Origin of the sequence: Marinomonas profundimaris (assembly GCF_000508165.1) — a bacterium.
In the GTDB taxonomy this organism is placed as follows: domain Bacteria; phylum Pseudomonadota; class Gammaproteobacteria; order Pseudomonadales; family Marinomonadaceae; genus Marinomonas; species Marinomonas profundimaris.
The window spans coordinates 226,811-241,157 of record NZ_AYOZ01000012.1 but is presented as its reverse complement, the minus strand read 5'-3'; the positions used below and the strand labels follow the sequence as shown (position 1 = coordinate 241,157).

Sequence of the window (14,347 nt, the reverse complement as noted above, 5' to 3'; positions counted from 1 at the left end):
AATATAAAGTGCGTATCAACAGATTTTGTCTTCTTGGCAATGTCTACTTTCAACACTTTAGGAGTTAAAAAGACCATGGATATTTTTCAAGCCATTCAACAGCGACGAGCAGTAAAGCATTATAAAGTGAATCAAAACATGCCAACTGCCGATTTTACCGCACTGATGGACGCCGTATTGCTGGCGCCGACGTCTTACAATATTCAGCACTGGCGCTTTGTTAGAGTAACGGATACGGCACAAAGAGAAGACCTAAAAGCGGCAGCTTGGGGACAGGCTCAAGTGTCAGACGCGGCGGAATTATTTGTGTTGTGCGCGGATGTGAATGCGTGGAACGATCGCCCTGAGCGCTATGTTGCAAACAGTCCGAAAGAAACTCAGGACGTTTTATTGCCAATGATGTATGGTTTTTATAACGGAAAAGAGCAAATTCAGCGAGACGAAGCCATGCGTTCCTGTGGCATTGCCGCCCAAACGATGATGTTGGCCGCGAAAGGACTGGGTTATGACTCTTGTCCCATGGTGGGCTTTGATCAAGCAAAGGTGGCTGAATTAATATGTCTTCCAGAGGGGCATGTGATTGCCATGATGATCGCCATTGGTCATGCAGAGAAAGCGGCTTACCCGAGAGCAGGTCAACTGCCATTATCAGACGTACTGGTTGAAAATAGATTTTAGTGTCATTTATGTGTGCAGTGATGTTTGCACCGCTGCGCACATGATGCATCTAAAAACCCCGTTAAAGATAGAAAAATACTGACATAGAATCGCCCGAGTGAAGTCAAAATGCGGCGGGGAAGTACTAAAAAATGGAGCAGAGAAAGCAATGCTACGTAGATAATCGCATTTTTTTGTAACGAAAATTTAACGTGGTAAGTTTCCTGAACACCTTATTTTTCAATTGTTTAAGATTCGAGCGCGCTTTTTATACCAACCTTCTTGTTATTCCGATTACAAATATCATGTATTTCTTTTCTGATGCCTTGCTATACCTATAAAAACCAATAAGTAAGAGGCTATGGACGTTTCATGACTCAGGCATCAAGGACGCAGCTAACTGTTTTAATGAATATCTTGTTGTGGGGGATCGTCTCAATTTTTGTGCTTTTTATTGAGGAAACTTGGCAGCAAAAAAGAGAGGCCAAGGCCGCTGAGCTTGAAAGACAAAAGGATTTTATTCAAGCAGAAAACCATCTTAATGTTATTACTTCTTTTATTTCTAGAATAGCCAATGAGTATAATGGTACTTGTTCGCGTAACCTTATTTTGGATATGCGTAAAGGGCTGTTTGGTATTCCTGGTTCCATTGAGTTTGCTGTTGTTCATACAGAAGGCGGACAGGGCGTCATATCATGCAATTCGTGGGGTGAAAAAGGCAGTGTTAAGGTCAGTAAGCCTGAAGCGCATTCGGATTTTTTAATGGTGGGTCCGCATACAATGAACGCGTTGGCTATGCCAGTTTATGCGATTAAGAAAACAACAGACGATATTGAATACCATATATTGATTAAAAAAAGCAGCGTAGATCTGTTTTTTCTGAATCATCCCAGTATTGTTTTCTCTATCGAGAGTGGTGTTGTTGGAGAAAAGTATAAAAAGTCCAATGTGATTAGTAACTTATCTTATTTAATGCCTGCCCTTGTTTCTTCTAAAATTCATATTAACCCTTATGTTATTCCTATTCTTCTGATTTGGTTTTTCCTTGTATATTTCTTTATCACGCCCAAATTGGTAAGAAGAATAGATAAGTTGTTGCTGAAATATAAAATAGGAAGTCATTATTATTACAATGAATACCAACCCATTTTTGATACCAGAGACGGCAGTGTTTTTTCGATTGAGGTGTTTTTAAGAAGTGAAGATGACGACAATGCAAGAGACACCATCGAGAAAATGAAACGTTTGGATTTGAGCATTGATCACACGATTTTCCAGATAAGCCAGATTGAAAGGAGCTTCTCGACCACGTTTCTAGAACAACATGACTTTCAAGTCAACATATCCAGTCGTCACCTTGAAAGTGCCTTTTTTATCGACCACATACTGAATTTAAAAGGCTTAACTTGTTCCAGTTTGATCCTTGAGGTAACGGAAGATGAAAACTTAATGTTGCATAAACAAACGATCAAAAAACACATGAATATTCTGAAAGAAAAAGGCTGTCGTTTTGCTATCGACGATTTTGGTATGGAATATTCTGGCTTGTCTTATATCTCTGAATTTGATTTTGATATTGTCAAAACAGATAAGATTTTTATGAGCAAAACAAATCAAAACACCGCCATTTTGAAGTCCATTATCGCGTTTTGTAATGAACTCAATATCGACTGCATTGCCGAAGGCATCGAAACCCAAGACAATAATGAACAAACGAACCACATTGGCATTTATCTTCATCAGGGTTGGTATCACGGCCGGCCGATGAACTCTGAAAAAATAATGGCGTTTACTGCGCAAAATTGACTCGCAACCCCCCACCAATATAAGAATAAAAAAGACACAATGCGATGCGTTATGCGACGTGTATAAATTCCTCTAACACCTTTACTTCCTCATCATTCTGGTAAAAAACACGCTTCATTGTTTTTCATTATGTTCTGTCTTGTTTTGGAAACATTGCGTTTCCATCTCGCAGATGGTCGCCCTTGTTGAATCTGTTACCTTTCTTATTCGGATAAATTTTTAGGTTTGGCTTCGTCAATAAAGAACCTGCTCTGGTGACGGAAAAACCGGCGGTATGAATTTATTCAAAGCGAAAAAATACAACAGTGCTTTGGAGGGAAACTATGAAAAATACCATGCGAATTTTGAGCGTATCGGCTATCACGGTGATGGGCGTGCTAAGTATTGTCACGCCGACATTAGCGGCCATGTCGGCAACGGCGTCTTGTAATGCATTAGAGGGGTTGTCTATTCCTGCGTTGGCGATTGGACTGGCCACAAAAGGCGCCACCGTCACCTCGGCTGGGGCGGTGAGTTCAAACGATGCGGCGTCTGGTGCAGCACATTGTCTGGTGATGGGTGAAATTTATCCGTTATCGACGTCGGAAATCATTCATCCCAACACGGCTCATAAAACAGATGTTAACACGCCGTCTATTCTCTTTCGTGTCGCTTTACCGAACGACTGGAATCATAAAACATTGCAATACGGTGGCGGTGGTTTTAACGGCACGATTCCTCAGGTTGACCGATCGTCCGAGGATGGCATTCAAAGTGCGTTGGCGCGTGGATACGCTACGTTGGCGAGCGACAGTGGTCATAAAGCGCCTTATGCAGGCGGTAAGGCTAACGAATTATGGAACAGTGAAGCGCTGCGAAATTTTGGCCGTCAACAAATCAAAAAAACACACGATGCGGCACAATTTATTATGGCAACCTATTATCAAGCCGCGCCGCAACACAGCTATTTTCAAGGTGGTTCACAAGGCGGACATGAAGCCTTGATAGCAGCGCAATTTTACCCAGACGATTACGATGGCGTGATTGTGGGTTACCCAGCGTATAACCTAGAAGCCATGCATTTAGGGTCCATGGATTATGGAAAAACCTTATACAACGCAAGAACGGCGGGCGTTGATGGTTATCAGTTTAATGCTAAAGCTGGAGAAGGCTGGATCAGTCGCCCGCAAACACGAGCGCTGACTCGTTATATGCTAGGCACGTGTGACGCCAAGGACCTTGCGTTGGATGGTGCGTCAGACGACATGATCAGCGATGCGGGTGCGTGTCAGGAATTCATCACACAAACACTAGGTAAAAACCTGTTGGCACACGATGACAGTAATCCATTACGTTGCGAAGCAGGTGCTCATTCTCAATCAACGTCGGCCAAAGTGGATCTGGAACCTTGTTTGTCAGATCCTCAAATTGAAACACTGGCGCGCATAAGTTCTCGTTATAATTTACCGGATGGTTTGGTCCTCAGTGGTGGACTAAAAAGTTACGGACGTTGGCCTATGTTAGATGGTATTCATATTGCGAAAGATGACACGGTTTACTTATCGCAGCAAGAAGACTTCGGTTCAGAACGAGGGGCATTTGATGCCTTTCAAGCGACATTTCCTTCCATTGATCAATACAACATCATTACCCAAAAAACCTATTCGAAACCGGCGGACATATTAGAAAATTTCGACCCTGCCAATTGGGTTGAACGCATCACGACGCTGTCTCGCTGGGTGGATACGAGCGGTGTGGATTTCTCTCATTTTCGAGGTAAGGGCGGGAAAATGATTCATTATCATGGTGGTGCAGATGTGTCGATTACGCCTTATAACTCGATTGATTTTTATTTACGCATGACGGGGCAATTCAAAGGCAACAAAGATTATCTCGGTATGAACGCATTTTGGCGCAGTGATGACGCAGCAACCAATGACCGAGCGAGTCAAAATGAGTCGGTCGGTGTCTCTGGCGGCGTGGTGGACGACTTTTACAGCTTCTATTTGATTCCTGGATATGGGCATGGGAAAGGCTATTACAAAGCCAGTGTGGATTGGTTGAGTGCGTTAGAAGATTGGGTAGAGCAAGACATTGCCCCTGTCAATCATTTGGTGTCGACCGATGTGAGCGGCAACCAGTTAGGCCGTCGTCCGTTGTGTTACTTCCCTTATTATCCTCAATACGTGGGAGGATCGAGCGATACAACATTAGCGAGCGACTATGAGTGTCGCAAGCTAACCGACTATCAAAACCTCATGTGATTGAGGGGTTATCGAGCTGAAAACTCGGTCTCGATATTGATGATGTCATTTGAAAAATCCCTTACTGAATCGGTAAGGGATTTTTTTGTGCGATATAGGCTGCGAATAACAAAAAATGAACGACTTCTTTTCCACTGGATAATTGGACCACATTTCGATAGCAGAGCAAATAGTATGGGTTAACGCGTTTTGTGTAATGAGAAGGACATGATAGAGTTTTGACTTATGTAATAAGCTAAGTCGTTTGGCTTACACCATTGCCTTATCAAAGGAATCGCATGTTAATTCGTTCTGTTTTGTGTGTTATCACGGCCTTATTTTTGGTTTCTTGCAGTAATCATTCGGTTCAAAAAGACTCGACGCAAGTCGAGTCCATTCGTTTGCCTTTGTTGCATGGTTGGCATGATGGCAAAGATGTCTTGTACATTACGACCGATGTATCTGATCAGACGGTCGCCAAAGCAAAGAACGCCAATTATGCGCCGCGATTACGTGATGCCGTGCCGAATTACCCGAAACCGCCACAAGTCAAAACCGTATTGGAGCGTGTGTATGCGTTCCCGAACGGTGAACAATCAAAAAGTGTCTTTGCGTCTGTGCCTGAACCATTAGGCTACTTGAGCGCAGACAGGCATTATTCGCCACTTTGGTTGATGTATGTGGTGGTTTGGAAGGATCCCAATAAAGCACAAGAACTAACGTCCGAAGAAGCCATTTTTGTCGCAGAAGATCAGGGCATGGTCACCATCGAACGAACCGACATCGTACTCAATTGCCCTGTTATTCCATTTGTTCTTGGTGCTTCTTAAACGCTCACATCAAATATTAGAGACAACTTTTAACATATCAAGAAACGCGTCTACGGAATCCACCGACGCGGATTCATGCATGGTGTGATAACCGATGGTTGGAATTTGAATCGTGGTGCCATCCACCAAGCCATTGGACGCCGCGATGATACGGCCAAGCTCGGTACTGCCTAGCGAATTTGCGGTTAATCCTTGGCTCGCTCGCTTGGCATTTTCTTTTTCAACATAACGGTTTTTGTACAAATAACTGACACCATTTTGTTCGCATAGGGTTTGAATAAGTTGTGTGCTATCTGGGTTAAATGTCGCGTTGGCGTCTTTTTCACGTAACACCAAAAGTTGTTCGTTGGCACTTTCGACGTTCGGAAAAGGACTGGTGTCGACCACAAACAAGCGGTTGGTTGAGCCACCGAAACGACGGAACCATTCCAATAAATAGCGCCAGCTTTTGCCCGCTTCTTCTTGTGCAGTAAAAAACGCTGTGCCTTTAAAGCCATGATCAAACAGATGTACCAAAGCGGCAGCGGAAATGACGTTATCGAGTTGGCCTTCTAAGCGATTGTTGACCAACTGAAGTTGGTCTTTAAACGCGATTGGCGTACCAGCAACCACGCCTTCTAATCCTTCGATTTCAAAAATCAGGTTGTTTCTAAATTCGCACACGTACGATTTTTTAATCACGCCTTTGCCGCGATATACGCCAGACCAAGGTTCGTAAGCAAACACTTCTTCATGATTAAAACGCCCCGTTACCTTGCTCATTAATTCTTCAGAAACAGAATTATTCAGCAAATCTGTGCGATTCGCGGAAACAAACGCCGCATACTGAAACTCATTTGGGCCAGTGCAAACCAAGCCATGACGATCAATGTGCGCGGAAAACATGGTGCTAAATGGCTCGCTGCCTTGGGCTACTAATAACCCTTCGTACCAAGTGACATTGGCGCCTCGTTCTTCTAATTCACGTTGTAATACGCGGAAAAAGGAATGTTCCGCGCCGACTACACTGGGTTGGCGAACAAGCAATTTGAGCAGATCAATAAAGTCATCACTAGGCATGCAAAAAGGTTCCAAAAATAGGGGGAATGCAAGCTTGGTTATAAACGTAAAACCGAGATTTACATAATGTTTTTTTGATTATTTTTAGGAGGGTTATGTAAGTGCTAAGTGACCATCAGCGACGAGTCTTTTCTTAAGTCGTGTTGGCTAAAAAAAGATAGTTAGAAAAGGAATACAACTCAGTATAAAAAGAATACATAAAGTTCATATCCTTGATCTAAATGGGAATATCATATGAGTCTTTTGTGATATACATATTTGCAAGACGATGTGGGTCTATAACGCTAGAAAAAACAGTTTTTCAAACATCTTTCGGTTTTTTGCGCTCCGCCTTACTACACTAAGGGGAGAGTCACGATAACTCGCATTACACAGACAAACATGACGACGTATATAGGACTAAAAAGCATGCTATTTATGAACAAAAAATCTTCCACCCGAATTGCGGAATTAGAAAAAGAGCTGTCTGCCTTTCAAGATATTCAGGATGATCTTCAACAAGAAATGTTGTATTTCGCTTTGGATTCAGAAGGAAAGATCATAGGTGCAAATGCTTTGTTTTTAACGTCAGTGGGTTACGACGTAAAAGAAATGACGGGAAAATACCTCAAGGATTTCATTCTCAAAAAATCCCTCAATAAAGAGCACTGTCAACGGATGTTAAGTTGCATTGGTTCCAAAACACATTGGCATGGTGCGTTGCAGTTGGAAACCAAAGATGGCAAAGAAGCCTGGTACCGAGCGATCATCCAGCCGACGAAAAACGCAGAAGGTAAAGTAGTATTAGCGGTGTACTCTGCAGAGCTGACCAGAACCATTTCTCAGTCAAAAGAATTGGAAGACATGTTGGCGGCGTTGAATCGCTCTTCTGCTGTGATTGAATTTAACCTTGATGGCATTGTGTTGAACGCGAACGATAATTTTCTAAAAGGGATGGGCTACTCAAAAAGCCAGATTGTCGGAAAACACCATAAAATGTTCTGTGAACCGCAAGAAGCAGAATCGCAAGACTATCGTGATTTCTGGAAACAACTGAGATCAGGCGAGCCTGTTTCTAAGCGGTTTAAGCGAATTGATAGTCGCGGTGAAACAGTGTGGCTAGAAGCGTCTTATAACCCAATACACGATGACAATGGCGAGCTGTATAAAGTGGCGAAATTTGCCACCGTCATTACGGAGCAAATGAACCGTGAATTTGCCATCGCTGAAACCTCAGACATTGCGTACGAAATATCAAAAACCAGTGATGCCGATGCACTCACGGGTATTAATGTCATCAAATCCACCATCCAAACCATGGGCGAATTGTCGGAGCAAATGAGCAGCGCCAGCAAAGGCATTTTTGAACTGGATACTCAGTCGTTAAAAGTGGCGGAGCTGGTGGAAAGTATTCGAGGTATTGCCGATCAGACGAACCTTCTTGCACTAAATGCGGCAATCGAAGCGGCGCGTGCGGGCGAACAAGGACGAGGATTTGCGGTGGTCGCCGACGAAGTAAGACAGCTTGCTTCTCGAACGAGTTCTGCCACAGAAGAGATCATCAAGGTGGTTGGGGAAAATAAAAAACTGACCGAGCAAGCCGTGTCATTGATTGAAGAAAGTATGGGCAAAGCGCACAAAGGATTGGAGCTGTCGAATGAAGCAGGCCGTGTTATGAACGCGATTCAAGCCGGTTCACGCAAAGTGGTTGACGCCATCAGTCAGTTTAATAAAAAGCGCTAGCACAATAAAAAAAACCGTCTAATGCGAAGGCATTTAGACGGTTCTTGTTACCGAGATAATGTGTGGTTTAACACAATGTCTTGGTCTACTTTTCTATTGGTGACATTCCTTTCAGTAACAATCCAAAGATATCCGCTCCGGTGATAATGCGTTTTTCCTCACCCCAAATGAGCAAAATGTCATGTTCAATGTCGCCGTCGAAATTCTTATCTGTGGTTGAGTTCAGTTTCATTTTTAGCATGGCATCATTCAGGGCCGTCGATTCATCGGTGATCACAACAGGACGATGACAAAAACTGTAAGGGTCGAAATTGTCTTTCTGGTAAATGGCCGCTCTTGAAAAACCGTCTGCGTCTAAGGCAAGTAAAGGCATGCCTTCGCCATTCGTTAAAATAACCCAGCTATGATCCGTTTTATTGATCAATTGCAGAAAAGCGTCATCAGGGCGGTTTGTTAAGTCAGGAATGATCGGCAAATCCAGCTTCGTTGGTAACGTGATGATGGAATCCGGATCGATGATTTCCCCTTCTTGCGTGACATGGATTTCGTCTAGTGCAAAAAAGTTTAACGCGCCAATGCCTTCCACATGGTTTAAATCCGCTTCTTCTGCCGTGATATGTTGGCGAATAATATTACGCAATTCACTTTCTTCGAGATACGTAATGCCTTCTTTGCCTAACCAAGCGTCCAGAATGAGCGCGGTGGGTTTTGCCACAGGGTAAAAAAGAATTTGATAAAAGCGAATGACAGGCGAAAGAAGGTTGCCCATTTTGAGCGCGTTTCTTGAAAAATACGCTTGCGGTGTGATCTCACCAATGACCGTGATGGCAATGGTAGAGAATAAGAACGCACCTAACCCTGTCAATACGGAATCAGACAACATGGTTAACAAAACGTTAATACCGACGTTGCCCCATAAAATAGTGGCCAATAAGAAATTAGAATCGTTTCTTAGTTTTAAGACGGTCTTTGCCGCTTTGTTTCCTTTCTTCGCTTCTACATCTAAGTGCAATCGGCTGATGGAAAAAAATGCAAGATTCAGCCCAGAAAAAATAGCGGATTGTGAGATACACAGTGCAATAGCGCACCATATGATAATGTCTGATGTCATTGAATTACCTAATGTTCCATATGATTAATTTTATTTGGCTAGACTGAGTGAAAATACATTTTTCTACAATGAGATTTTGGTTATTTTTTGTCTCGAAATGAGTTGTGAAATCATGGGTTTCAGACCGCATTTCCAATGTTATTCATGAATATTATTTATCGAAAAAACGGACTAAATGGTATCAGAGTAGAGTATTATCTCGACCTGAATTTTATGAATTATTATTGCAAGAAGGGCATTTTGAAAGAACAACAGAATCCAGAGAAAACCGACATCGGCCAAATTAGAAAACGTCAAGTGATACTGTCTTGGATCCTCTCGATTGCGCTGATCGGCGTCGGATACTATTTATCGGTCCAAGATTTTTTACAAGTGGAATGGCTAACGCGCAGCGGCTGTTTGATTGTTTTGATCGGTGTTTGGTCGAGTATTAGCAGTATTATTCAAGAGAAAGTATTGATTAACCGACTCAATATAAAACACAGAATTGAATTGTCTCGCGCCAAAATAAAACTCAGAAAATTCAATGCGCCTAAAGAATACATCGACAAAGAAATTGAATCGATCAAAGATCAATTTGAAGACGAAATGGACGAGTTGACTGTTAATGTGAGGTTTCAATTAGGCATATTAGAAGTGTCTTTGTTGATGACCGGAACCTTCATTTGGGGCTTTGGGGACTTGGTTTTCAAAATTGGCCTTTAACGTATCGCAGTAATTGCCATTACAGCGATACGTTGCGGCGTTGTCTCATTAAAAAGACAAAAGCAATGCCGCCCGCCAAGCCGGTTAAAATGCCAATTGGCATGTCTTCTGGTGGCATAATAATACGAGCGATGATATCGGCAGACACCAAAAAAAGCGCGCCTAGCAATGCTGACAAAGGCAACACTTTTCGATAATCGCCACCCACTAACAAACGCACAATATGCGGCACCATTAAACCAACAAAACCAATCACCCCAGAAAACGCCACAGCAGCGCCGGTTAACAAGGCACACACAATAATCACCATCAGGCGGAAACGTCTTACTGGCACACCCAATGTACTGGCGGTTTCATCGCCTAGCGTCATGGCATTCAAATAACGCGCTTTGTGAATCAAATACCCAGCGCCCAATAACAGCGTGGCGAAGGGAAACCAAAGTTGCCCCCATTGCGCGAGTCCGAGTCCGCCCAACATCCAGAAAATGACGGTATGCGACGCGCGATGATCGCCCATGAAAATAAACAAATTTCCTAACGCGGTTAAGATAAACGCCACCGCCACACCGGCGAGAATCAAACGTCCCGCGTTGTGCGCCATCGAGAAGTTCGCCACGGCCAACACCAAAAACATCGCCAACAAGGCGCCGAGAAAGGCAAACACAGGCACGGTCACCACGCCCAACACCATGCCGGTATGCAGCAACGCGATAATCGCGCCTAACGCGGCACCAGAAGATATTCCCAATAAATGAGGGTCTGCCAAAGGATTACGCGTCACAGACTGTAGAGCGGCGCCGACAACGGCCAACGCAGCTCCCACAATGGCCGCCAGAATGACTCTGGGTAAGCGCACGGCCCAAATAATATTTTCTCGTCCCATCGACCAAACAACGGCATCGCTGCTCAATGACAATTTATGCGCGATCACACCCCACACAGTAGATTGCGAGATAGAAACAGACCCAACGCCAATGGCAGTTCCCATTAATAGAATCAGCAAAATCGCGAGCGCGGGCAGTAACACCGGCAACGGCACATGGGCAATAAGAGTTGTCTTTTTTTCTGGTTTCATGGCGCGTTTCTAAAGGCCTTTGCTAACTGCTTAATGGCCGCAATGTTGCGTGGTCCTGGTGTGGCTTCCACGTATTCTAGGACAGTGAATTGGTTGTTCTTCACTGCGGGAATATCGCTAAACGCTGGATTACTGCGTAAAAAATCTATTTTTTGTTGCGCAGTTACATCGCCGTAGTTAACGATAACAATGACGTCTGGCGCTCGGTCGATGACGGATTCCCAGCCGATTTGAGTCCAGCTTTTTTGTACGTCATCGACAATGTTTTTTCCGCCGGCGGCTTCAATCAGTGCGGTCGGCATGCCGTAACGGCCCGATGTGAAAGGTTGCTCTTCGCCGGAATCATACACAAACACCTTGGTGGGTTTTGTCAATGGCGCGAGTTGAGATTGGAAATCGGCCAGCGCTTTTTTATAACCACGAACCAGTGCGTCGGCACGGGGTTCGACGTTGAAAATGCGGCCAAGATTGAGCAGGTCGTTGTAAAGGTCATCCATGGAAACTTTCGGTTTATCCATAATGTGGATGCAGCTTTCGGTCAGTTCGTACACCTTGACACCAAGCGGGGCGAGCGATTCCGGTGTCACGCCGCCACCGACGCGCATACCGTAATTCCAACCAGCAAAATAAAAGTCGGCGTCGGCGCCTAATAACACTTCTTTGCTTGGGTATTTGGGCGACAGCTCTGGCAATTCCCCGATACCATTGCGCAGCGTTGGGTCCAATGTTTTCCAACCAGACACACCAGTAAATCCGACCATGCTGTCTTGTAATCCGAGTGCCAACATCATTTCTGTTAAGTTCACATCGTTCGACACCGCGGCGCTTGGCGCATGAGAAAAAGTCACTTCACGATCGCAACTTTGCACCTGAATTGGGTAATACGGACGGTCGTCGCTGGCATAAAGCGCGTTCGCCAGTAAACCACTTAACAATAAGGTCAGGTATGTGGCGTGTTTGACGGGCTGGTGAACGTGACTCGGCATGAATTAATCCTGCTGTTTATGAAGGTAAAAAGAAAAACGCGGGCGTTGCGTAATAGGGTGCTCGTCAATGACGGTTTCTACGTCAAAAACATGCTTTATTTGTTGCTGATTAAACACCTGATTGGGCGGCGCAAAATCCTGTGTTTTACCGGCTTTCATTACCAATACTCGATCTGCGTAGGCGGACGCCAGGGACAAATCGTGCAAAGAAACAATCACGGTGCAAGGCAAACTGGCGAGCAGTTCTAGCACGTCGAGTTGATGACGAATGTCTAGGTGGTTGGTTGGTTCATCCAAAATAAGTACGTCAGGGCACTGTACTAACGCGCGTGCAATCATGACGCGTTGGCGTTCGCCGCCAGAAAGGGAATCGAAGGTGCGATTTGACAGAGTATTCACATCCAACAGTGTTAAGGCGTTTTCGATGCGTTGAATGTCATCGCTGGATCGCTTCCAACTGGTGGACATTGGTGTGAGACCGATTTCTGCCATCTCAAAGACGCTCAAGCCGAATTCGGCTCCGGTGTCTTGCAGCACTGTGGCAATGCGTTGAGCGCATTGACGAGGCGAAAGCGACCAAATGTCTTTGCCATCGAGCGAAATTGTACCGGATGACGGTTTATTCACACGATATAAGCAACGCAAGAGGCTGGTTTTTCCAGAGCCATTTGGCCCCACAACCGCAATAAATTCACCCGCCTTGATGTGGATGTTGACGGGTTCGAGCAATGGTTTATTACGGTAAGGTGACCACGCCACATTCTCCAACTGTAAACTGGCAGGCTGGCAATGGGAAAAGTAAGCCGCGTTGTCGTGTGCTTGCTTTTTGGAGGGAATGGGGTCGTTTTTGGCCAAGGTGAAGCGCGTTCCGTTTGTCTATAATTGTTATAATATAACATTTATAGGGTGAAATACAATCATACTTTTCGACAGGCTGGAAAACACAGTTCGAAAGTATGTGATGAATATGTCGCAGACTATACGGAAGCGGGTTTGTCACAACAAGGTTTGTCAGGTGGGGAATTTTCACGTTTGTATTAGTGAAACGCTTATTAGTGGCATAAAGTGAGTGGCGTAGCGTGTTATGTCATTGTGCTGGCTTGCGTTTTGTTACGTGCTCGCCATCGCGTTAAACAGAAAGGAGAAAAAGAACATGTCCGAATACAGCGCCGTTATTGAGTGGAAACGTGGGTCGCAGGATTTCTTGGGTCGACAGTACAGTCGAGCCCATGAATGGCGGTTTAGCGGCGGCGTCATTGTCCCCGCGTCGTCATCGCCTCATATTGTTCCTTTGCCCATGTCGGTTGCGGACAATGTTGATCCGGAAGAGGCGTTTGTCGCGTCTCTTTCTAGCTGTCACATGCTGTTTTTCTTGGACTTTGCTTCGCGTAAAAAACTCATCGTCGAACAGTACACAGACAACGCCATTGGTACGTTGGCGATGGGTCCCAATGGCAAAAACATGATGACGGAAGTGATATTGAGGCCGAGTGTAACGTTTGCAGGAGAAAGGCCCAGTCCAGCAGTGTTAAAAGCGCTGCATCATGAATCCCATGACGCGTGTTTTATTGCCAATTCCGTTCTGACACATGTCCGTGTGGATGAGCGTTACTGTTGATGAAAAATGGCTTATTTATTTGATGGAATCTCATCGCTGATGAGCGCTTCGGAATGATCATAGAGACCGCGTAACGAGGTGAAATTGACCTCGTTACTGCCAAGAAACACGGTCTCTGCTTGACTCGTCTGTCCTGTTTTTAGCAGGGTGATTATGGTTTGATTTTCCGTGCTCCAGTTACTAAACGTGTGCTCGAAGCTTTCTAAAGTCGAGGTGATTTCTGGTCGATCCTGAGTCAGAGCCTGAAACTGTATCATGCCGTCATACGCTTGTTTGGCGTTCGACAGCATTTCACCTTCCGCGGCTTGGTTGATCAAAACATCATGGCTGAAAACCAGAGACGCTAACGCCAAACGGGATTGATACAAGTCTCTGTCTGCATTATGAAGAAGCGTCGCTGCGGTTGTATGCTTGCTCAAGTAGCGGTGCAATCTATCCACAGCGGGGTCAATGGAAACAACGACACACAGCAGAAGCAATACTAAAGCGCTCAACCTTAGCGTGTAAGTGTGTCTTCCCTTCATGAAAATCACCCTAATTTGTCATTAAACTCGTG

General features: G+C 44.6%; 13 protein-coding genes and 1 pseudogene. 8 read left to right on the top strand and 6 right to left on the bottom strand.

The genetic code is table 11. The annotated features are described in order from the left end of the window. Positions 1–75: 75 nt before the first annotated feature. The 4 genes from D104_RS27445 to D104_RS27430 all read left to right on the top strand — a co-directional run bounded on the left by D104_RS27445 (position 76) and on the right by D104_RS27430 (position 5,515). Positions 76–678 carry a nitroreductase family protein gene (locus D104_RS27445; RefSeq protein ID WP_024023865.1) on the top strand — a complete coding sequence of 201 codons (603 nt, stop codon included), beginning with the start codon at positions 76–78 and terminating at the stop codon, positions 676–678. A 351-nt stretch (positions 679–1,029) separates the two neighbouring features. Further along, positions 1,030–2,463, top strand: a complete 1,434-nt coding sequence (locus D104_RS27440) for an EAL domain-containing protein (protein ID WP_084546005.1) — start codon at positions 1,030–1,032, stop codon at positions 2,461–2,463. 323 nt (positions 2,464–2,786) lie between these two features. After that, a complete protein-coding gene (locus D104_RS27435) occupies positions 2,787–4,706 on the top strand; it encodes a tannase/feruloyl esterase family alpha/beta hydrolase (protein ID WP_024023863.1) in 1,920 nt (639 codons plus the stop codon). Between the two features lie 278 nt (positions 4,707–4,984). Next, the gene (locus D104_RS27430) at positions 4,985–5,515 is read left to right on the top strand and encodes a DUF7482 domain-containing protein (protein WP_024023862.1); all 531 of its coding nucleotides are present in this window, start codon (positions 4,985–4,987) and stop codon (positions 5,513–5,515) included. 9 nt (positions 5,516–5,524) lie between these two features. Here D104_RS27430 and D104_RS27425 read toward each other — a convergent pair whose 3' ends face one another. Further along, positions 5,525–6,574 carry a peptidase M42 gene (locus D104_RS27425; protein WP_024023861.1) on the bottom strand — a complete coding sequence of 350 codons (1,050 nt, stop codon included), beginning with the start codon at positions 6,572–6,574 and terminating at the stop codon, positions 5,525–5,527. A 381-nt stretch (positions 6,575–6,955) separates the two neighbouring features. On the opposite strand from D104_RS27425, the pseudogene D104_RS37690 reads away from it, so the two are divergent. Next, positions 6,956–7,753: pseudogene (locus D104_RS37690) on the top strand (PAS domain-containing protein); the annotation flags it as partial. Between the two features lie 3 nt (positions 7,754–7,756). After that, a complete protein-coding gene (locus D104_RS37685; protein WP_235075919.1) occupies positions 7,757–8,296 on the top strand; it encodes a methyl-accepting chemotaxis protein in 540 nt (179 codons plus the stop codon). Between the two features lie 85 nt (positions 8,297–8,381). Here the strand turns inward: D104_RS37685 and D104_RS27415 are convergent, their stop codons facing one another. Then, positions 8,382–9,407, bottom strand: a complete 1,026-nt coding sequence (locus D104_RS27415; RefSeq protein ID WP_024023859.1) for a DUF21 domain-containing protein — start codon at positions 9,405–9,407, stop codon at positions 8,382–8,384. Positions 9,408–9,647: 240 nt separating this feature from the next. On the opposite strand from D104_RS27415, the gene D104_RS27410 reads away from it, so the two are divergent. After that, complete coding sequence (locus D104_RS27410) at positions 9,648–10,112, top strand: hypothetical protein (protein ID WP_152531144.1); 465 nt, start codon at positions 9,648–9,650, stop codon at positions 10,110–10,112. A 19-nt stretch (positions 10,113–10,131) separates the two neighbouring features. Here the strand turns inward: D104_RS27410 and D104_RS27405 are convergent, their stop codons facing one another. From D104_RS27405 to D104_RS27395, 3 genes are read right to left on the bottom strand one after another with little or no spacing between them, the layout of a single operon-like run. Further along, positions 10,132–11,187 (bottom strand): FecCD family ABC transporter permease, encoded by a 1,056-nt coding sequence (locus D104_RS27405; protein WP_024023857.1) that lies wholly within the window; start codon positions 11,185–11,187, stop codon positions 10,132–10,134. Next, complete coding sequence (locus tag D104_RS27400) at positions 11,184–12,173, bottom strand: ABC transporter substrate-binding protein (protein ID WP_024023856.1); 990 nt, start codon at positions 12,171–12,173, stop codon at positions 11,184–11,186. The genes D104_RS27405 and D104_RS27400 overlap by 4 nt, the downstream gene beginning before the upstream one ends. 3 nt (positions 12,174–12,176) lie before the next feature. Then, positions 12,177–13,028: an ABC transporter ATP-binding protein gene (locus D104_RS27395; protein WP_024023855.1), complete on the bottom strand. Its 852-nt coding sequence runs from the start codon at positions 13,026–13,028 to the stop codon at positions 12,177–12,179. Between the two features lie 298 nt (positions 13,029–13,326). Here D104_RS27395 and D104_RS27390 point away from each other — a divergent pair, with 298 nt between their 5' ends. Then, positions 13,327–13,791, top strand: coding sequence for an OsmC family protein (locus D104_RS27390; RefSeq protein ID WP_024023854.1), 465 nt, complete (start codon positions 13,327–13,329; stop codon positions 13,789–13,791). Between the two features lie 11 nt (positions 13,792–13,802). Here D104_RS27390 and D104_RS27385 read toward each other — a convergent pair whose 3' ends face one another. Next, complete coding sequence (locus D104_RS27385; protein WP_024023853.1) at positions 13,803–14,315, bottom strand: MCP four helix bundle domain-containing protein; 513 nt, start codon at positions 14,313–14,315, stop codon at positions 13,803–13,805. Positions 14,316–14,347 lie beyond the last annotated feature (32 nt).